The following is an 18,822-nucleotide window of genomic DNA, read 5'->3' on the forward strand; positions in this document are numbered from 1 at the left end:
TTCGCCCAGCCGCAAATCAAGTGGCCGGTTCGCGTGTCGCGCCCCCAGTCAGCGACACGATGAAATCGAAGAATGCCCGCACCTTGGCCGGTGGATGATGCCGCGAAGGGTAGAGCGCATACAGCGGATAAACCTCGTCGCTCCAGTCGGGAAACAGTTCGACCAGTTTGCCGTTGGCGAGCAACGACTCGGCGCCGAGCGCGAGAATCTGCGCGACACCCTGGCCCGCGGTGCACACGCTATGCAAGGTGCCGACGTCGTTCACAGTCAAGCTGCCTTGCGGTGTAATCACCATCTTCTTGCGTCCGCGATGAAACTCCCAGCTGAACGGGTAACCCGTTAGCGGATCACGGAACTTGATGCATACGTGCTTGCCGCTTTCGAGTTCGGCCGGGCTCGCCGGATGTCCATGTTTCTTCAGATACGACGGCGCAGCCACGGTCAGAATCCGTGTGTCGAGCAGCTTGCGTGCAATCAGCGTTGACACCGGCGGGTCGCCGAAACGGATCGCAAGATCGAAACCGTCGGCGACCATATCGCCTAACTGGTCGCGCGTGATCAACTCGAGTTGCAGATCGGCATGTTTATCGATGAAGCCACCGAGCCGCGGCCCGAGCACGAGACGCGAAAAGAATGGGTCCATGTTCACGCGCAAACGTCCGCGAACCGCAGTCGCACCCTGAGCCGCCGAAGCGGCCGCTTCTTCGAGTCCACCGAGCAGCGGCACGATCTGTTCGTAAAAGCGCCGGCCTTCGTCCGTCAGCGTGACCGAGCGGGTGGTGCGGTCGAATAGCCGGATGCCGAGGCGTGCTTCGAGCCGTGCAACCGAACGGCTAACCCCGGATTGCGACATGTCGAGCGCTTCGCCAGCCGCCGCAAAACTGCCGCAGTCGACGATCGCCGTTAGCACGCCCATGCCGTTCAGCATGCGCTCGTCAAATGGCATCTGATATTCCTTTGTTATGCATTAATGCCTGACATGCTAACGCGAAACACCGTTTTAATTCATGGGTCGGCGTCGGGAAACGCCGCCTGTCCGAGCGGATCGATGACGCTGCATCATGAGTGGAATAACTGCCACGCCATCGCGTCAGGCGCCCGGTTGGCGCTAATCGTTATGCGTTCGCCTCATGCACGACGGAATGCGGTTCTCGTCATGCATCGGGCATCTTTGTGCTAAGCGACGGAGAACGTCATTATGTCGCGAGCTTTTATTTGCGATTCCGTCGACGGCCTTGGTCAGATGGCCTCGCGTCTGCTCGTCGACGCGCGGCATCAAGTTGCAGGCGCCCTTGATCGAAGCGTGTGACGGATTGTCGGGCATCCGTTTTCCGGATTGAGCGTGGCTCTCTTCAGCGCCCCGCGCCTTGGGTCGCCTGGCCACGGACGTCGCGCGTGACGGGCGCCTCGTCGAGATGGCGAAACACCCATGCCGATACCAGCGTGATGACGCCCACGCAAACGAAGCTCAGTCGGAACCCGAGCGCCGCCGATCCCCATTGCGCCGAGAACAGATTCACCAGGCCGCCGCCGATCGAGACGCCCAGGCCGATCGCCAGCATCTGCACCATCGAAAAAAGGCTGTTGCCGCTGCCTGCATCCTCGTGCGAGAGGCCTTTGAGCGTGACGCTGTTCATCGCCGCGAATTGCATGGAGTTGGCGCCGCCGAACACCGCCAGAATCACGATCTCGACGATGAGCGGCGTGCCGCGCGTAATCAATGCGAATGCAACGATCGCCGACCCCACGATCACCGTGTTGACGAGCAGGAACGTGTCATAGCCATAGCGGCGCACGAGCGGCGCAATCCAGCGTTTGGTGAGGGTGCCGGCAAGCGCGGCGGGCAGCATCATCAGGCCGGAATGCAGCGGTGTGTAGCCGAGTTGCAATTGCAGCAGCAACGGCACGAGGAACGGTACGGCGCTCGAGCCGATGCGGCACACCAGGTTGCCGATCAGACCGACGCTGAAATTCGGCTCGCTGAAGAGCGAGAGTTTGAAGAGCGGATTGCTGCGGCGCTTTGCGTGCGGAATGTAGGCGAGCGCGCTGACGACCGCGAGCGCGAAGAGACCCGCCGACCATGCCGCGCGGTGCGTCTCAACCGGCGCTTCGATGGACAGCGAAAACGCCATCATGCACAGCGACAACAGTCCACAGCCGACGAAGTCGAATGGCGGCGCCTGGGTTTCGCCATGCGCCGGCAAAAACCGCTGCACCGCGTAGAGACCGATCGCGCCGATCGGCACATTGATCAGAAAGATCCAGTGCCACGTGATGGCCTCAACGAACCAGCCGCCGAGTGTCGGGCCGGCGATCGGCCCCAACTGGCCGGCAATCGAAATGAACGCGAGCGCCGACACGTATTGCTCGCTCGAGACGCTGCGCAGGACGGCGAGCCGTCCGATCGGCAACAGCATTGAGCCGCCCAGCCCTTGCAGGACCCGTGCCATCACCAGTTGGCCGAGCGTATGCGCGCTCGCGCAGCAGATCGATCCGAGCACGAACACGAGGATGGCCACGAAATACACGCGGCGCGTGCCGAAGCGGTCGGCGAGCCAGCCCGACGCGGGGGTGAGCATCGCCATCGTCAGCGTGTAGGCGACCACGATCGGCTGCATCGCGAGAGGCGCGACGTTGAGGCTGTGCGCAATCGACGGCAACGCGGTGTTGACGATCGTAGTGTCGAGCGACTGCATGAAAAAGCCGGCGGCGACGATCCAGAGTAGCGCTGTCTGGGCGGAATCCTTGTTCATATTCAAATGAGCGATGGGGCGCTGGCGGGGACTGATCGGCGGCCCGTGCTCGAAACAATCGTTGGGGGGCTTCGTCATGATATTGACATCCTCGTCAATCGGGAACCCCACTGGGGGCGTTGACTGTTATCGACTTTGCCGATAACCAGGGTCACAATGGAGCATGCTCAATCCCATCTGGCTCAAGACCTTCACAACAGTCGCAGCCTGCCATAGCTTCACCGAGGCGGGGCGGCAACTCGACCTCACGCAATCGAGTGTCAGCGAACATATCCGCCGGCTCGAAGAGAGCGTGGGGCGGCGTTTGTTCGTGCGCGACACCCATTCGCTCGCGATGACCCCGGACGGCGAGGCCATGCTCGCGCACGCCAGCGTGATCCTGCAAGCACTCGCACGGGCCGAGTCGCAGTTTCGCGCGCCGCGTCTGAAAGGGCGCGTTCGGCTCGGTTCATCGGACGACGTCGCGCTCGGGCCGCTGCCCACCGTGCTGGCGGCGTTTCGCGACGCGCATCCTGATGTCGAGCTGGAAATCACGATCGGTATGACCGGCAAGCTGTATGAGTTGCTGGACGCCGGGTCGATCGATCTGCTGGTCGGTAAGCGGCGTCTGGGCGACCGCCGCGGTGTGCCGCTCTTCACGGGGCGGCTGGAGTGGTTGGCTCGCATCGGCACGCGTGTCGATCTCAGCCAGCCCTTGCCGCTGATTCTGGTCGCCGAGCCGAGCGTGACGCGAGCGGTGGTGCTCGATGCGCTCGCCGAAGCCGGTTTCAGCTGGCAGGTGGTGTGCACGAGCAGCAGTCACGCGGGCTGCATTGCGGCCGCGCGCGGTGGGCTCGGCATTACGGTTCGTCCACAATATCTGGCCGCACGGGGCCTGGCGCCGCCGCTCAACGCCGCCAGTCTGCCGACACTGCCCTCGGTGGAATTTATCGCGCTGGCCGCCAAACGGCTTAGCCGTCCGGCGGGCACGTTGCTGCAATTGCTGCACGACAGCGATTTGCGCGGGTCGTGGATTGGTGAGTGAATCCCTGCGGCGTCTCGAATCGCGGTGACGATGGTCGTTTGCGCATCCGCATAGGGAATCTTCGAGACGCGCACCGTACTGGTAGGATTCCAGAATAATTCACTGTGGCGCACTTGGTGCGCGACGGAATCGGCGAGATATTCGTAGGCGACGCGATGCAGGTCGTCTGCCTGCGTGAGCAGAAGCTCGTCGAGCATACCAACGAAGCTTCCGTCGACCACTGGCGAAACAGGGCTTGCGTGCCTGTTGCGCGTTTGCCGCGCCTCGCGAATTTAATTTTTTACTGCCAGGGCGAATCGCTATACTTTCCATATACGGTTATATGTTCCATATGAGGAACAAATACTGCAAAAACCACGATGACCAAGAACCTGACCATCAATCTACGGATCGCGATCACCATCGCGTTTCTCGGCGTGCTGCTGATTGCCACCGGCGCGCTCGGCATTCTCGGGATGAACGAAAGCAACGAGGCGCAGCGTGAGGCGTACACGGTGCATTTCGCCTCGGTCGTAGCGCTCGGCAAGTCGGGCACCGCAATGTCACGCGCGCGCTTCGGGCTCGACTGGGCGATGAGCAACCCGCATTCGCCGCAACTGGGCGCGCAACTCGACCGCGCCCGCATGCTGCTCGCCGATTCCGACACGTGGTGGAACAGCTTCCGTGATCTGCCGAAAACGCCCGATCTGCAACGCCTCACCGACGATCTCGACGCGAAGCGCACCGCCGTGCGGCGTGACGGCATCGACAAGCTGGTCGATGCGATCCGCACGGGCGACGCGAGCTGGATGGACGAAAGCCGCGCGAATCATCTGATTGGCCTTTACACGGCGATGAACACGAGTCAGGGCGCGCTGGAGGACTATCTGAATCAGCAGGCGAGCGATGCGAGAGAGCGCTCAGCCACGCTGTTTCACACGCTGCTGGTTGCGTGTATCGGCAGCATTCTGGTGGGTCTGACGGTGGCGTTCGTCAGCTGGCGCACGTTGCGTCGCGCGATCATGGGACCGCTGAACGACGCGCTGCGGCAGTTCGATGCCATCGCCGCCGGCGAATTGACCACGCACGTGCCCATTCGCTCGAACGACGAAATGGCGACACTGCTGCGCGGTGTCGCCTCGATGCAGGACAAGCTCGGCGCGACCGTCACCACCGTACGCGCCGGGTCGCACTCGATTGCTTCGTCGACACAGCAGATCGCCGCGGGCAATCTCGATCTGTCGCAACGCACGGAAGAGCAGGCAGCGTCGCTGGAGGAAACCGCGGCAGCGATGGAACAGCTCACGTCGACCGTACAACTTAACGCAGAGAACGCGCATCACGCGAGCGAGCTGGCGCTGCGCGCTTCGGAGATGGCCGCGCGTGGACGCAGTTCGGTCGGCAGCATGGTCGAGACGATGCGCGTGATTCACGCGGGTTCGTCGAAGATGACCGGCATCATTACCGCGATTGAAGGTATCGCGTTTCAGACCAACATCCTCGCGCTGAACGCGGCCGTCGAAGCCGCCCGCGCGGGTGAAGAAGGACGCGGCTTCGCCGTGGTGGCGGGCGAGGTGCGCAGTCTCGCGCAGCGTTCCGCGGCTGCAGCGAAGGAAATTGGCACGCTGATCGCGGAATCGACTTCGCGTGTCGAGAGCGGCGCAGGGCTCGTCAATGAAGCGGGCGATACGATGCAGGAAATCGAAGCGGCAATCGCGCGCGTGGCACGGATCGCCGGCGAGATTGCCGCGGCCTCGAAGGAGCAGAGCGAAGGCATCAAACAGGTGAGCCTCGCTGTTACGCAGATGGATGAGGTCACGCAGCACAACGCCGCGCTGGTCGAAGAGAGTGCGGCGACCGCAAACTCGCTGGCGGATCAGGCGCGGCAGTTGAGCGAATTGACCGCGGCTTTTAAAGTTTCCCGCGAGGCGGCACTGCGTGAGCCGGCGTTCTGAGGACTGCTGAAACCAAGCGTCCTTACCGCTTGTAATGGCATCGTTGCCGGGCTCCGGGCGATTCTGTATGGTGCATCATCGACCTACCAGAAGAGATCCCGAATGACGGCCGCCGCAGACCAACTTCCGCAACCGGTTCGCTCCGATGTCCTGATCGTCGGCGCCGGCCCCGTGGGCCTCTTTGCCGCTTTCGAAGCGGGTGTGATCGGCCTGTCATGCCAGATTGTCGATGGGCTCGACAAGGTGGGCGGGCAGTGCATTGAGCTCTACCCGGACAAGCCAATCTACGACATTCCCGCGATTCCCTCATGTACCGCGCGCGAACTGGTCGAGCGTTTGATGGCGCAATGCAAGCCGTTCGATGTACCGATCCATCTCGAGCAGCGGGTCGAGTCGGTCGAGCAGCGCGACGATGGGCGCTGGACCGTGCGCACCGACCGCGGCCTCATATTCGACGTGGCGGCGATTCTGCTTGCCGCCGGGAATGGTGCATTTGTCCCGCAAAAGCTGACGCTTGCCGAAGCGGTGCCGTTGGAATCGCGTCACGTGCACTACAGCGTGCCACGTCTCGCCGATTTTGCCGACAAGATGGTGGTCGTGGCCGGCGGCGGCGATTCCGCGCTCGACTGGGCGTTGGCGTTGCGCAAGGTGGCGCGGCGCGTAACGCTGGTGCATCGGCGCAACGGCTTCAGCGCGGCTGATTCGAGCGTCGAGTTGATGCGGCGGGCGGTCGAGGCCGGGGAGATGGACTTCATCGTCGGCGCAATTTCGGGGCTCAACGTCGAGGCCGATACGTTGAAATCGATCGCGCTGCGGCATATCGAAGGCGAAACACAGCTCGAAACCGAGCATCTCGTCGTGCTGTACGGATTGGTCGCCGATCTTGGACCGATCGCGAAGTGGAATCTGTCGATCCACGCTGGCCGCGTCGACGTGGATACGTCCAACTATGAAAGCTCGCGCCCCGGCATCTTCGCGGTCGGCGACATCGCCAACTATCCGAACAAGCAGAAGCTGATTCTGTCCGGTTTTCACGAGGCGTCGCTGGCGCTGCGCAAGGCGTACGCGTACGCCTATCCGGAGAAAAAGCGGGTGCACGTCCATTCCAGTTACGACGCGAAGCTGGCGGAAAAGGTCGCCGCGGCGGGGTGAAGGTTCGGCAACGTGTCGCAGTCTGCTGCTGATTGTGTGTCAGCGGCGGGGTCCGCGTGATCCTGAAGAAGGCTCGAAAAGGCGAGACTTTACCCTCGACCGCCTCGCGAGATATCTTCACCGGCACGATGCGGCATGCGCAGCGTCACAGGAATCGACGCGAACGAGCACAAGCCCACCACCAGAAACGCCGGCCAGAAATCCGACCACGTGATGCCCGGATGGCCGTGCAGCACGCGCGAAATCTGCAGCACGATACCGCCTATCGTCACGCCGAGGCCGAGCGACATCTGCTGCACGACGCTGCCGAGACTCGTTGCGCGCCCCACATCGCGGCTGGCGATTTCCGCGTAAGTCAGTGAGTTGAGACTCGTGAATTGCAGCGCGGGGAAGAAGCCGCCCAGCAATACGACGAACCAGATGATCCAGGTCGGCGTGCCGGGGAAAAACAGTCCGCACGCCGCGATCGCTATCCCTGAGAGCGCCGCGTTCACCACCAGCACCGAACGGAAGCCGAACCGATGCAGCACGCGCGAGGCGAACGTGCGCATGAACATGCCGCCGAACGCCGATGCGCACGTAATCAGGCCGGACTCGAACGCGCTCATGCCGTGTCCTTCCTGCAGCATCAACGGCAGCAGAAAGGGCAGCGCGCCGAGGCCGATGCGAAACAACGATCCGCCGAGCACGCTCGCCTGGAAAGTCGGCACCTTGAAAAAGCGCAGATCGAGCAACGGAAATTCGACGCGCTGCGCGTACACGACGTAGCCGAGAAGCAGAACGGCGCCGCTCGCGCACATGCCGAACGCGTTCTGATTCGAAATGAGCTCGCCACCCACCAGCGACAGTCCGAGCAGAAGCAACACCGCGCCGGCCGCCGACAGAAAGAAGCCGATCCAGTCGAGCGGCCCAGGATCCGGTTCGCGTGTGTTGGCGATATAACGGTTGGTCAGATAGATACCGAGAATACCGATCGGCACATTGATGAAGAAGATCAGGCGCCAGTGCAGATAGGTGGTGATGAAGCCGCCGAGCAGCGGCCCGGCTGCCGGTCCAAGCAACGCGGGGACGCTCAGATAGTTCATCGCGCGGATGAAGTCGGACTTGTGGACCACGCGGAAGATGATGATCCGTCCGACCGGGACCATCATCGCGCCGCCGACGCCTTGCACGAAACGGGCGAGGGTGAAGGTGGCCAGCGAGTTCGACGCGGCGCACAGGAGCGAGCCGGTCACGAAGATGCCGATTGCCGTGCGGAAAATCGTGCGTGCGCCGAAACGATCCGCAAGCCAGCCGCATACCGGGATAAACACGCCGAGACCCAGCACGTAGCTCGTCACCGCGATTTTCAGCGTGACCGGATCGCGCCCGAAGTCGCGCGCCATGGCGGGCAGGGCGGTGACGATCACATTCGCATCGACGCTTTCCATGAACATCGCGCACGCGACGATCAGAGGCGCAATCAGAGCTTTCTCGACGACGGTCATGGGGAGCGGGCGGTCTGCGCGGGCTGGTCGCAGGCAAAGGGGCCATTATTGCACCTGTACGGTGCGGATGGTTAATAGTGCGCCGCCGGGTGCCGCCCCTTTTTGAGATTGCGTGGATCGCGGACGTGACCGTCGCGCAACATGGCGACGACATTATTGATATTTGTTGCAGTGCGGGATGAGAGGGCTATAATCGGGTTATTACCTAGGTATAAACACTATACAGGAGCCCACCATGAACACCGCATCCAACACCGCTACCGTCCGCACTGCAGCCGCCGGCAACACCACGTGGCTGGGCAAGCTGCGCGCACTGGCTCTGCACGCGCTCAACCTGCATCTGCAAAACTGCGCCGTGCTTGCCGAAGCGCATCGCCGCCCGCAGTAAGCGTCTCGCCAACGGCCGGTCCCTATCGTTACCGGCTCGGAATTTCGAACACCAGACAGGTCGTCGTCGCGTGCGCGTAGAGCGTGCCGTCGGGGCCGACAAGGCGAGCTTCCGCCGTCGCCAGTTGCCGTCCGCAATGAATTACTTTGCCTTCGGCACGCACGCGTTGCATGCGCGGCGTCACGGCTTTCACGTAATTCACGCTTAGCTCGGCGGTGGTGTAGCCACGGCCCGGCGGCATCATCGTGTGCACTGAGCAACCCAGCGCGGAATCGAGCAGGGTGGCGATCCAGCCGCCATGCACCGTGCCCAGTGGATTCAGATGCTGCGCGAGCGGGGTGCCCTGAAACACCACGCGTCCCGCACTGACCTCGACGACCGTAAAGTCGAGTGTGCGTGCAATCGCGGCGTAGGGCAGTTCCCCGTTCATCATCGCCTGCAGGAATTCCAGGCCGCTCTTGCCTGCCGCCTGCTCCGGGCTCGCAACGCCGGGGCCCGGTCCCGCGTTGATCGTTGCCAGCAATTCCTGCTCGCGTGCAAGCCAGCGTTCGAGTTGGTTCTCGTTCGTCAATCCGCGTCTCCTGTCCTGAGGGAAGTGTGCTTCGGTATCGATGCATCGTCATCGATTAAAGCATCAAACCGCCTCAGGCGCTGGAGGGCTGCCTCTGGATCGCAGGCACGCGCGCCGGGCCCGTGCCGCTCAGTGCGCACGGATGGCCCGTGCGTTACTCGTTGACGCGTGACGAAACCGGACGCGCCCTGGTCGCTCGCGCGGACAGTGTGCTGATCAGAAGCGCCATCGACACCAACCCGACCAGATACACGCCGGCCATCACCCAATCCTGTTCCGCCATCATCGTTCCCCTTCAATTGCTGCCATTCCTGCTACGAAATCCCGGCATTGCACCGGGCTCTTGCTCTCGATTACGGCACGCGAAGCGAAAATCTTGATGGAGCCAATCAGCGTTTAAATCAGTGCGCGATCGGGCGATTACGGCGCGATGCCAAATCTTCGTCTCGCAATTTTCAATAAGTGTTTAAAATTCGCCCCCTGTCGAGCACAGCGGTTCTCATCGGCACGGCAAACCAGTCGGCAATTTCGACCGTTTTATCGGCGCAGGTTGCGCTGTCATGCCACGAAGCGTGTTCAGCTTCATTTATCGACCCAAATTTAAACCCGCCGAATTGGCTGACATTGGCTAACAGTGTCAACCTTTTTAACGCTTTTCCGTTATCAATTTGTAATCGCCAAAGTAAGGCGACGCCGTGGCAGACGACCCGTCGCCGCGACAGCTCTACGCAAGGCCCGCATTGACCATGTTCCACCGATATAACAATAAATTCGACCGGCCAGGCGCGATGTTTGAGCGTGCCGCCAGGATGCTCGGCAAGCGGAGCATCCTCTCGCCCGTGCTCGCACTCGTCATTTGCGGGCTGTTGCTGGTCGTCTTGCAACATCTCTCGCAAGCGGTCGACTATCGCTCGGTCGTGCACCAGTTGCGTCACCTGACGGCGAGCGAGTGGGCCGGGGCGCTCGGCGCGACCGCGCTCAGCTATATCGCGCTGGTCGGCCGCGACGCGGTCGGCTTGCGCTACCTGGGCGCCACGGTGCCGCGCGCGGCGCTGTGGATCGGCGCGACCGCGGGCTCCGCGCTCGGCAATGCGACTGGCTTCGGCGCGTTGACGGGCGGCGCCGTGCGCGCGCGCGTCTACGCGGTGTCGAACGTCACGCCCGCACAGATCGGCCGCATGACCGTATTCACGAGCGTTTCGCTGGCGCTCGCGCTGGTGCTGATGGCAGCGCTCGGCATGGTGTGGCTCGCCGACCCGCTCGCGGCGATGCTGCATCTCCCGGCGCTCACGCTGCGTTGGAGCGGCGCTGCGCTCTCCGTCATGCTCGCACTCGCGGCGGCCGCCTGCCGTCGCGACACGCGCCCGATTCGTACGCGCTGGCAGTGGCTGTCGTTCGATGTTCCGGCGCGTCGCGATCTGCTCGCACAAGTGGCCCTCGCCGTACTCGACGTGGTGGCCGCGGGCCTTGCGTTGTGGGCATTGTTGCCGCATGCGGACGTCAGCTTCGTGACTTTCATCACTGTCTATGCCGCAGCCATGCTGCTCGGCATGATCGGCCACACGCCGGGCGGCGTCGGCGTGTTCGAAGCCGCGATGGTGTTCACACTGAACGGCAGCGTGCAAGCGCATCAGATGGTCGCGGCGCTGCTCGCTTATCGCGCGATTTACTTCGGCGTTCCGTTGATCGTCTCGGCGGCGCTGCTCGCCGGCTTCGAAGGCCGCGCGCTAAAAAGCCGTTTGCCGCTGCGGCACGCGGCAGGTGCGTATAAACTCGCACCGCTGTTTCTGAGCCTCGTGACTTTCGTGGTCGGCGGCATGCTGGTGATTTCCAGCGCGACACCCGCGTTCTGGCATCGCATCCGGATTCTACGCGACGTCCTGCCGCTGTGGGTGCTCGAAAGCTCGCAGATGCTGTGCAGCGTGCTCGGCGTGCTGCTGTTGTTCGTCGCGCGTGGTTTGCTGCGGCGTCTGGATGCCGCGTGGTGGATGACCTTGCTGCTGGCGGTGTTGAGCCTCGCGCTGTCGCTGACGAAAGGTCTTGCGTTCGTGGAAGCGGGCGTGCTCGGCATGCTGATCGCGCTTCTGCTGTCCACACGCCGCCGTTTCAACCGGCATTCGTCGCTGTTTGCCGAACGCTTTACGGCGGGCTGGCTGGTGTCGGTGGCGATGGTACTTGCGCTCGCCGTGTGGGTGATGCTGTTTGCGTTCCGCGATGTGCCCTACACGCGCGACCTGTGGTGGCAATTCGCTTTCGACGAACGCGCACCGCGTGCCTTGCGCGCGACCCTGGCCGCCAGTTTGTTCGCCGCGACGTTCGCGTTCTGGCAGTTGCTACGCCCCGCGGCGGGCCGTTTCGTCATGCCCCCTCCGCAAGATCTGCAAGACGCGGCGCGCATCGTGCGCGGCCAGGAGCGTAGCGACGCCGGTCTCGCGCTGATGGGCGACAAGAGCTTTCTCTTTTCCGAGTCGCGCGAAGCCTTCCTGATGTATGCGAAAAATGGCCGCACGTGGGCCGCGCTTCACGATCCGGTCGGTCCGCGCGAGGCGTGGGCCGGGCTGATCAGCAAGTTCGTCGCGCTCGCGCATGCGCATGGTGGCCGCGCGGCGTTCTATCAGGTGCGCGCGAACGCCTTGCCGCTCTACCTCGATGCCGGCCTCACGCTGATGAAGCTCGGCGAAGAGGCCCACGTGGTGCTCGACGATTTCGACCTGAAGGGCTCGCACCGCGCGCATCTTCGCTATGCGCTCAAGCGTGGCGAGCGTGACGGCTTTACCGTCGAAGTGATCGATCAGGCCGATGTGCCTGCGTCGCTCGAGACGCTGCGCGAGATCTCCGACGGCTGGCTCGATAGCCGCGACGCGCGCGAAAAGAGTTTTTCGGTGGCGGCGTTTACCGACGAGTACCTCGCCGCGCAATCCGTGATGCTGGTGCGCCAGAATGGCGAGCCGGCCGCTTTTGTGACCTTCATGACGACCGACATGAATACCGAGGCGACGGTCGGCGTGATGCGGCACGTGGAAAGCGCATCGCCGTATGCGATGGAATATCTGTTCACCCACCTGGCGCTGCATCTGAAGCAGGCGGGTTTCCGCTCGCTCAGTCTCGGTATCGCGCCGCTCTCCGGCATGCAGCCGACACCCCTCGCGTCACGCTGGCATCGGCTGGCAGGCATCGTGTGGCGCTTCGGCGGCCGCTTCTATAACTTCCGCGGACTGCGTGCTTTCAAGAGCAAGTTCCAGCCGCATTGGGAGCCGCGCTATCTCGCGGCGTCGGGTTCGGTGGGCGTGTTCTTCACGCTCGCGGACCTGTCATTGCTGGCAGGAGGCCGGCGTTCATGACATTGCATCCGTTTTTCAAGCTCGCCGTTGCGGCGAGCCTCGTGGCCGGCAGCGCGGCCGCCTTCGCTGCAACCACCACCGTGTCCGGCGGCCGTTTTGGCGACGTGACGGTGACGCAGCCGGTTGGCCCATTACGCGGCTTCGTGGTGCTTTACTCGGCGGCCAGCGGCTGGAGTGCCGCCGACCAGCAAACCGCGGATGCGCTCGCCAAGGCCGGCGCGCTGACCGTCGGCGTGGATACGGCGCGTTATGCGGCCAATCTGGGCGCGAAGAAAGAGGCCTGCCATCAACTGGTGGGCGATGCTGAATCATTGAGCCATCAACTCGAACGGCAATCGCAATCGAGCCGCTATTTCGCGCCGATCGTCGCGGGTACGGGGCAGGGCGCGACGCTTGCGATGCATGTCCTCGAACAGGCACCGTCGAATACGGTTGCCGGCGCGGTCTCGGTGGATGCCGAGCGCGATCTGGATGCGCGCTTCCAACCGTGTCCGCCGGACCCCACGATCATCCGCGACAAGGTGCCGGGTTTCGTCGAAAAGGCGACGCCAGGGAACAGCGATCGCACGCGACTCGTTGCCATGGTCACGCCGCATTTGCAGACAGTGTCGACGAACGATGACGACCTTTCCGATCTGCCGCTGATCGAGTTGCCCGCGGCGCATCCGAACGGTCTCATGGCGATTGTGATTTCCGGCGACGGCGGCTGGCGCGATCTGGACAAGACCATCTCGCTCGCCTTGCAGAAAGACGGCGTCTCGGTGATCGGCGTGGACAGCCTGCGCTATTTCTGGAGCGAAAAAACCCCGGCGCAGACGAGCCGCGATCTCGCGCGCATCATGCAGACCTACGGGGCGCGCTGGCACGCGGAGCACATTGCGCTCGTCGGCTATTCGTTCGGCGCCGACGTGATGCCGTTCGCCTATAACCGCCTGCCTGAGGCGCTGCGGGCGAAAGTGTCTCTGATCGCGCTGCTAGGCTTCGCGCCCGACGCCGATTTCCAGATTCGTGTGGGCGGCTGGCTCGGGATGCCGGCGAGCGACAAGGCATTGAAGGTGCAGCCCGAATTGGCGCATGTGCCGCCTGCGATCGTGCAGTGCTTCTACGGTGAAGGCGAGAAGGACACCTTGTGTCCGGCGCTGACCACTACCGGCGTCGAGGTAATTCGGACGTCGGGCGATCATCACTTCGGCCGCGACTACAACGCGCTGGAACGGCGCATTCTGGACGCCTTCAGGAAGCAGAGCGGCGTGCGCAACTAGCCCACCCGAAATCAGTACCCGGGGCCACATGACCCGCGCGCCGCGGGCGGCCCCGCATACCCTCATTCGTCTGTTGAGCGGGGTATCGCACATATACCGGACCTGCCGGATTCTATGATTCATACGAAACCTTGGACGACAGGGTTCTCAAGCGATAGCGCATGAGAACGCTGCTTCGCCTTGGCGCCGTCCGCGAATCTTTCTGGTGAAACTCTCCTGCGATACCGCAACGCGCGACCGGGTAGCTCCGCCGCCCGGCAGTGCGCTTTCGGCATGACGGGCAGCTGCGCTCGCGCCCGTTCGGCCAAGCCGATGCGTGCGCCGGTTTAATGCCCAATGGACCGAGGCTGTGAATGCTGGATTCCTTCTTCTTCGATACTGCCGCGAGCGAGCCGGATAGTCCCGCGCTATGGGTCGATGAACGCCTCTATTCCTATGGCGAGATTGCATCGCGGGCGTGCCGGATTGCGGGAGGATTGACCGCCGCCATGCCGGCCGGTCGGCTCGGGCGCTGCCTGCTGTTCGCGCATCGCAGCGTGGCTGCATACGCCGGCCTGCTAGGAATCCTCAAGACGGGTTTCGCGTACGTGGCGCTCAATCCCAATGTGCCCGCTGCGCGCATTGCGGCTGTGATCGAGCAGTCGGGCGCGCCGCTGCTGCTGGTTGATCGGCGTTGCGCGGCATTGCTCGACGAAGTGTTGTCGCTGCTCGACGACGGTCCACGGATTGTGCTGCTGGATGACGTAGGCGGTGAAGGCGTGCAAGACGCTCCAGGCACGAACGTAGCGCGTACTGCTTCGGCCTCTGCCGCGGGTGGCCTGATCAGGCTCTCTCCCGAGCCACCCGTTGCGGAAGTCTCCACGTTCCGCGCGCCGCACGATCTCGCCTACATTCTCTTCACGTCCGGTTCGACCGGCGCACCCAAAGGCGTACCGATCTCGCACGCCAACGCGGATGCCTACGTGACAGGGCAACTGCAATTGCTGGGCAGGATGCCTCGCGCGCGCTACGTACAATGGTGCGAGCTCACCTTCGATCCGTCGGTACACGACATGTTCGTGTGCTGGGCAAATGGCGGCTGCCTGTATGTGCCGAAGACCGTCGAGCCGATCTACAACACGGCGTTCATCAAGGAACACGCGATTACGCACTGGAGCAGCGTGCCCTCGGTGGCCAGCTTCATGCAGCAGTTTCGCAAACTGGGACCGAACGAATTTCCGAGTCTGCGCGTTACCCTGTTCGGTGGCGAGCCCTTGCCGCGTTTGCTGGTACAGGCGTGGTTACGCGCCGCGCCAAACAGCCGGGTGCTGAATATGTACGGGCCAACCGAAACCACGGTGGCCTGCGCGGTTTTCGAAGTCACACCGGAGTATCTCGACGATCCGCAGCATGCGGTCATGCCGCTCGGCGGCGCATTGCCGGGCATGGAACTGTTGATCGTCGACACCGCGCTCGCGCCAGTCGCGCCCGGCGAAAGCGGTGAACTGCTGATCGGCGGACCTCAGTTAGCCGCGGGCTATCTGTCGCCGGACGAACCGGGCAATCGCCGCTTCATTTCAACGGCCTTTCCGGGCCACATTTCGCAGCGCTGGTATCGAAGCGCAGACGCCGCGCGCGAAGCAGCCGGGCAGGGCATCGTGTTTCAAGGGCGGCTGGACACGCAGATCAAGATTCGCGGCAACCGGGTCGAGCTCGAAGAAGTCGAGCATGTCGTGCAGGCATGCAGCCACGCGGCGCTCTGCGCGGTGGTCGCCTGGCCCGTCGACGATGCGGGCCGTGCTGGCGGTCTGATCGCCTTCGTGACCCACGCGCGAGAAAGCGCGCCACAGATTCTGCAAGCATGCCGTCAGCGGCTGCCGGTGTACGCCGTGCCGAAACGGATCGTGATGCTCGACGCGTTACCGCTCAATGTGAACGGCAAGATCGACAGGAAGGCGCTTGCCGAATGTTGTGTCAGCATCGATGCGGTCGCCTGACAGGTGTCGGCTAACGTGATCTGTAGAACGAAATATTATTTTGAAGTGCCGAAAGGTGTCTCGCGTTAGCGTTTTTCTCAGGCCAGGTTGTTGATGACAGCGCATCCATGCGCGCGTTTGATGAATCGATGTATCGATGCAGTAGTTAAAAAATCAGGTATCCGGGGGTGTCAAATGAACAATCACGTGCGCAGCATTCTTCAGGAGGCCGCCTGTCTCGACGTACCGGTCGACACGCTCGGCGATCGCGACGATCTCTACGCGGTAGGTTTGTCGTCGCTCGGATCGGTCCGCCTCATGATGGCCATCGAAGAAAACTTCGCCATCGAAATTCCGGCCGCGCTGATTACCCACGATCTGTTTCAGAGCATCGATTCCCTCGCTCGCATGATTGCGCACCTCGTGCCGGAGGAATCGCTTGCGCCGCGAATCTGAAGTGGCGCTGCGGCAACCGACCATGACGAATTCGTCCACTATGACGCCGGTGACTTTCGACGGCTGTTTCGGATGGCTGCACCGACCGGCCGGTGTTCAGGCGGACATGGGCGTGGTGCTATGCAATCCGTTCGGCTACGAAGCACTGTGCACGTATCACGGCTGGCGCGAATTCGCTGAGGCGCTCGCTGCGCGCGGCATACCCACGCTGCGCTTCGACTACCCCGGCACCGGCGATTCAAGCGGCAACGAGGAAGACCCGCAGCGCTTGCGCGCGTGGCTCGACAGTATCAAGGCGGCCGCAGCGTGGCTGCGCGCCGAAACCGGAGTGACGCGCCTGAGTTTATGCGGGCTGCGTTTGGGTGCCACGCTTGCGGCGTTGGCCGCCGAAGAGCTGGGTGGCGTCGAGAATCTCATGCTGCTCATGCCGCTGAGTTCGGGCAAGAGCTACATCCGCGAGTTGGAGCTCCAGCATCAAAGCTGGCTCGGTGCGCAACATGCGCTCGGGCTCAGCCTCGATACAGAGGCCGCGGAAACGATCGGCGCGCATGGCTTTCGCCTCTATCCTGACTCGCTCGCGATGCTCGCGAAAGTCGATCTCGAGCAGGGCGCGCAATGTCCCGCGCAGCGTGTGCTGCTGCAGGACCTGAGCGATAGTGCGCGTCTGAAACGGCTGGCCGCGCATTATCAGGCTCAGGGCGCTCAAGCGGACCTGCAGATTTTCAGCGAGTACAGCAGGTTCCTGCTCGATCCCACCTACAGCGAGCCACCGGCCCAGGCATTCGACAGCGTGCTCGAATGGCTAGGCGCACGGGCGGTCGCAGCAACCAGGACCGCGGTCGAGATGCTCGGCTGTGCCGCGACCGCGCGAATCGAGTTCGCGCATGGCCGCGAGACGCCCGTCGTGTTCGATGGCGGGCGTTACGCAGGTGTGTTCTGCCAGCCCTTGCGAGCGCTTGAAGGGGCTCCGGCGGTGCTGTTCGTCAATACGGGCGGCGTGCACCGGATCGGCGACGGCCGCTTCACGGTGCTGATGGCGCGGCATCTCGCGGCCCAGGGCATCGCATCGTTGCGCATGGACGTCAGCGGTCTCGGCGATAGTCTGCGTCGCGACGATGCGCTGACGCTCGATAGGGTGTACGCCCGGTACGCGGTCGCCGACGCCAAGGCAGGGGTCGATTGGCTGGTGGCGAGAGGCCATTCGAAGACAGTCATGTTCGGCATCTGCACGGGCGCGTACGTCAGTCTCCATACGGCGCTCGCCCATCCAGCCGTGACGGCCTGTGCGTCCGTCAACCTGCCTTTTTTCGTGTGGGGCGGCGCGCGGACGCGGCCCGGCGCGCAGCACGTGGCGTCGAGCGTTGTCTACCGACGCGCGATGCGCAATCCGCGCAAATGGCTGCGGCTACTGACCGGACAGGCAAACGGTCGCGCGATCATCGCGGAACTCACGCGCCGTCTATGCGCGCGCATCACCGCGCGTGTCAGCATGGCGCTCGAGCGGCTCTTCGGGCAGGCGACGCCAGGTGGCGCCGTGCGCAGAATTGCGCTGGAACTCGAGCGCAAGGGTGTGCAAACTTCGTTGATGTACGGGCCGCTCGACGAGGGGCTGGACGAGCTGGAGATTCATTTCGGACCGCATGGCAGCCAACTCTGCAAGCTGAGGAATATCACCGCGAAGGTGGTCGGCAAGGTGGATCACGCGCTCTTTTCACGCGCTGCGCGTGATGCGGTGATGGCGCAGTTCGATCTGTTTCTGCGCGAAAGAGTGCTGAATGCGAGGCGTGAAAACGTCGCGCCGAATTCCCGCTTGCGTGTCGCGCAGGCGCAGCAACCTTGAGTTTGCGGCTGCTTCCACGGCACAGCTTTCCGCGCGGGTTGCTATACAGCGTGCTGCGTTGTTAGCGATACTGCGCGACGTGATCGCTCCCGCGCGGCCTGAAGGCGACTCTACTCGATGTAACGAACAGGGATTGACAAAGCCCGTCAAGTCAACGAAGATCGACTGCATGAACTGCCTCGACATCCGTATTGCGCTGATTATTAGCACCATTCATCGAATGGTGGGTTAGCGCGCGTCTGATAGCAGTGACACGCAGTGACAAAAACCCGCCCCACGAGGCGGGTTTTTTTATGTCCGCTTGCTGCCTGCCTCCTGGTGATCTCTCTGTTGATTTGCCCTTGCCGTTCAGGAGCTTGCCTTGCCGTTACACGAACTCAATCAGGTGGCCGAAGCCGCTGATAGCGTGGCGTTGCGCCACGACTACCTGAAGAAAACCCTGACCGCGCGCGTCTACGACGTGGCCCGCGAGACCGAACTCGAACGCGCGCCGAATCTGTCGGCACGGCTGCGTAATCCGGTTTATCTGAAACGCGAGGACAACCAGCCGGTGTTCTCGTTCAAGGTGCGCGGCGCGTACAACAAGATGGCGCATATTCCGGCGGAGGCGCTGGAGCGTGGCGTGATTACCGCGTCGGCGGGCAATCATGCGCAGGGTG

At 63.0% G+C, this 18,822-nt stretch carries 16 protein-coding genes and 1 pseudogene; 10 read left to right on the top strand and 7 right to left on the bottom strand.

Annotation, left to right across the window (positions count from 1 at the left end; translation table 11 throughout):
- Positions 1 to 16 precede the first annotated feature (16 nt).
- Both GNZ12_RS25335 and GNZ12_RS25340 read right to left on the bottom strand, forming a co-directional pair.
- On the bottom strand, positions 17 to 946 hold the full coding sequence (locus tag GNZ12_RS25335) for a LysR family transcriptional regulator (protein WP_172314829.1): 930 nt from the start codon (positions 944 to 946) through the stop codon (positions 17 to 19).
- A gap of 406 nt (positions 947 to 1,352) precedes the next feature.
- Positions 1,353 to 2,753, bottom strand: a complete 1,401-nt coding sequence (locus tag GNZ12_RS25340; protein ID WP_172314851.1) for a DHA2 family efflux MFS transporter permease subunit — start codon at positions 2,751 to 2,753, stop codon at positions 1,353 to 1,355.
- Between the two features lie 163 nt (positions 2,754 to 2,916).
- Between GNZ12_RS25340 and GNZ12_RS25345 the strand changes: the two genes are divergently transcribed.
- The gene (locus tag GNZ12_RS25345; RefSeq protein WP_172314831.1) at positions 2,917 to 3,777 is read left to right on the top strand and encodes a LysR family transcriptional regulator; all 861 of its coding nucleotides are present in this window, start codon (positions 2,917 to 2,919) and stop codon (positions 3,775 to 3,777) included.
- A 5-nt stretch (positions 3,778 to 3,782) separates the two neighbouring features.
- Here GNZ12_RS25345 and GNZ12_RS44560 read toward each other — a convergent pair.
- Positions 3,783 to 3,971: pseudogene (locus GNZ12_RS44560) on the bottom strand (adenosine deaminase); the annotation flags it as partial.
- Between the two features lie 165 nt (positions 3,972 to 4,136).
- Between GNZ12_RS44560 and GNZ12_RS25350 the strand changes: the two are divergent.
- Both GNZ12_RS25350 and GNZ12_RS25355 read left to right on the top strand, forming a co-directional pair.
- Positions 4,137 to 5,711 carry a methyl-accepting chemotaxis protein gene (locus GNZ12_RS25350; RefSeq protein ID WP_172314833.1) on the top strand — a complete coding sequence of 525 codons (1,575 nt, stop codon included), beginning with the start codon at positions 4,137 to 4,139 and terminating at the stop codon, positions 5,709 to 5,711.
- A 102-nt stretch (positions 5,712 to 5,813) separates the two neighbouring features.
- The gene (locus GNZ12_RS25355; protein ID WP_172314835.1) at positions 5,814 to 6,863 is read left to right on the top strand and encodes an NAD(P)/FAD-dependent oxidoreductase; all 1,050 of its coding nucleotides are present in this window, start codon (positions 5,814 to 5,816) and stop codon (positions 6,861 to 6,863) included.
- An 89-nt stretch (positions 6,864 to 6,952) separates the two neighbouring features.
- Here GNZ12_RS25355 and GNZ12_RS25360 read toward each other — a convergent pair whose 3' ends face one another.
- Positions 6,953 to 8,350, bottom strand: coding sequence for an MFS transporter (locus tag GNZ12_RS25360; RefSeq protein ID WP_172314837.1), 1,398 nt, complete (start codon positions 8,348 to 8,350; stop codon positions 6,953 to 6,955).
- A gap of 235 nt (positions 8,351 to 8,585) precedes the next feature.
- Here GNZ12_RS25360 and GNZ12_RS25365 point away from each other — a divergent pair, with 235 nt between their 5' ends.
- The gene (locus GNZ12_RS25365; protein WP_172314839.1) at positions 8,586 to 8,738 is read left to right on the top strand and encodes a hypothetical protein; all 153 of its coding nucleotides are present in this window, start codon (positions 8,586 to 8,588) and stop codon (positions 8,736 to 8,738) included.
- Between the two features lie 28 nt (positions 8,739 to 8,766).
- Here the strand turns inward: GNZ12_RS25365 and GNZ12_RS25370 are convergent, their stop codons facing one another.
- The 3 genes from GNZ12_RS25370 to GNZ12_RS44565 form a co-directional block, all read right to left on the bottom strand.
- A complete protein-coding gene (locus GNZ12_RS25370) occupies positions 8,767 to 9,309 on the bottom strand; it encodes a PaaI family thioesterase (RefSeq protein ID WP_172314841.1) in 543 nt (180 codons plus the stop codon).
- Between the two features lie 154 nt (positions 9,310 to 9,463).
- Positions 9,464 to 9,592 (bottom strand): hypothetical protein, encoded by a 129-nt coding sequence (locus GNZ12_RS45090; protein WP_268959054.1) that lies wholly within the window; start codon positions 9,590 to 9,592, stop codon positions 9,464 to 9,466.
- A gap of 172 nt (positions 9,593 to 9,764) precedes the next feature.
- The gene (locus GNZ12_RS44565; RefSeq protein WP_235993877.1) at positions 9,765 to 10,196 is read right to left on the bottom strand and encodes a hypothetical protein; all 432 of its coding nucleotides are present in this window, start codon (positions 10,194 to 10,196) and stop codon (positions 9,765 to 9,767) included.
- Here GNZ12_RS44565 and mprF point away from each other — a divergent pair.
- From mprF to GNZ12_RS25400, 6 genes are all read left to right on the top strand, one after another.
- Positions 10,098 to 12,650: a bifunctional lysylphosphatidylglycerol flippase/synthetase MprF gene (gene mprF / locus GNZ12_RS25375; protein WP_235993875.1), complete on the top strand. Its 2,553-nt coding sequence runs from the start codon at positions 10,098 to 10,100 to the stop codon at positions 12,648 to 12,650. The two genes, GNZ12_RS44565 and mprF, sit on opposite strands and share 99 nt — an antisense overlap.
- Positions 12,647 to 13,912, top strand: coding sequence for a virulence factor family protein (locus GNZ12_RS25380; RefSeq protein WP_172314843.1), 1,266 nt, complete (start codon positions 12,647 to 12,649; stop codon positions 13,910 to 13,912). The genes mprF and GNZ12_RS25380 overlap by 4 nt, the downstream gene beginning before the upstream one ends.
- A gap of 353 nt (positions 13,913 to 14,265) precedes the next feature.
- On the top strand, positions 14,266 to 15,888 hold the full coding sequence (locus tag GNZ12_RS25385) for an amino acid adenylation domain-containing protein (RefSeq protein WP_172314845.1): 1,623 nt from the start codon (positions 14,266 to 14,268) through the stop codon (positions 15,886 to 15,888).
- Between the two features lie 174 nt (positions 15,889 to 16,062).
- On the top strand, positions 16,063 to 16,323 hold the full coding sequence (locus tag GNZ12_RS25390) for an acyl carrier protein (RefSeq protein WP_172314847.1): 261 nt from the start codon (positions 16,063 to 16,065) through the stop codon (positions 16,321 to 16,323).
- Positions 16,307 to 18,163, top strand: coding sequence for an alpha/beta hydrolase (locus tag GNZ12_RS25395; RefSeq protein WP_235993876.1), 1,857 nt, complete (start codon positions 16,307 to 16,309; stop codon positions 18,161 to 18,163). The genes GNZ12_RS25390 and GNZ12_RS25395 overlap by 17 nt, the downstream gene beginning before the upstream one ends.
- A gap of 361 nt (positions 18,164 to 18,524) precedes the next feature.
- Positions 18,525 to 18,822: pyridoxal-phosphate dependent enzyme (locus tag GNZ12_RS25400; protein ID WP_172314849.1), on the top strand; the 298-nt coding region annotated here is incomplete at its 3' end.

It is taken from the genome of Paraburkholderia solitsugae (genome assembly GCF_013177695.1).
Classification (GTDB): Bacteria; Pseudomonadota; Gammaproteobacteria; order Burkholderiales; family Burkholderiaceae; genus Paraburkholderia; species Paraburkholderia solitsugae.

Coding starts and splice junctions, on each gene's coding strand:
- GNZ12_RS25335 (WP_172314829.1), bottom strand. CDS start 946: ATGCCATTTGACGAGCGCATGCTGAACGGCATGGGCGTGCTAACGGCG.
- GNZ12_RS25340 (WP_172314851.1), bottom strand. CDS start 2,753: ATGAACAAGGATTCCGCCCAGACAGCGCTACTCTGGATCGTCGCCGCC.
- GNZ12_RS25345 (WP_172314831.1), top strand. CDS start 2,917: ATGCTCAATCCCATCTGGCTCAAGACCTTCACAACAGTCGCAGCCTGC.
- GNZ12_RS25350 (WP_172314833.1), top strand. CDS start 4,137: ATGACCAAGAACCTGACCATCAATCTACGGATCGCGATCACCATCGCG.
- GNZ12_RS25355 (WP_172314835.1), top strand. CDS start 5,814: ATGACGGCCGCCGCAGACCAACTTCCGCAACCGGTTCGCTCCGATGTC.
- GNZ12_RS25360 (WP_172314837.1), bottom strand. CDS start 8,350: ATGACCGTCGTCGAGAAAGCTCTGATTGCGCCTCTGATCGTCGCGTGC.
- GNZ12_RS25365 (WP_172314839.1), top strand. CDS start 8,586: ATGAACACCGCATCCAACACCGCTACCGTCCGCACTGCAGCCGCCGGC.
- GNZ12_RS45090 (WP_268959054.1), bottom strand. CDS start 9,592: ATGGCGGAACAGGATTGGGTGATGGCCGGCGTGTATCTGGTCGGGTTG.
- mprF (WP_235993875.1), top strand. CDS start 10,098: ATGTTTGAGCGTGCCGCCAGGATGCTCGGCAAGCGGAGCATCCTCTCG.
- GNZ12_RS44565 (WP_235993877.1), bottom strand. CDS start 10,196: ATGTTGCAAGACGACCAGCAACAGCCCGCAAATGACGAGTGCGAGCAC.
- GNZ12_RS25380 (WP_172314843.1), top strand. CDS start 12,647: ATGACATTGCATCCGTTTTTCAAGCTCGCCGTTGCGGCGAGCCTCGTG.
- GNZ12_RS25385 (WP_172314845.1), top strand. CDS start 14,266: ATGCTGGATTCCTTCTTCTTCGATACTGCCGCGAGCGAGCCGGATAGT.
- GNZ12_RS25390 (WP_172314847.1), top strand. CDS start 16,063: ATGAACAATCACGTGCGCAGCATTCTTCAGGAGGCCGCCTGTCTCGAC.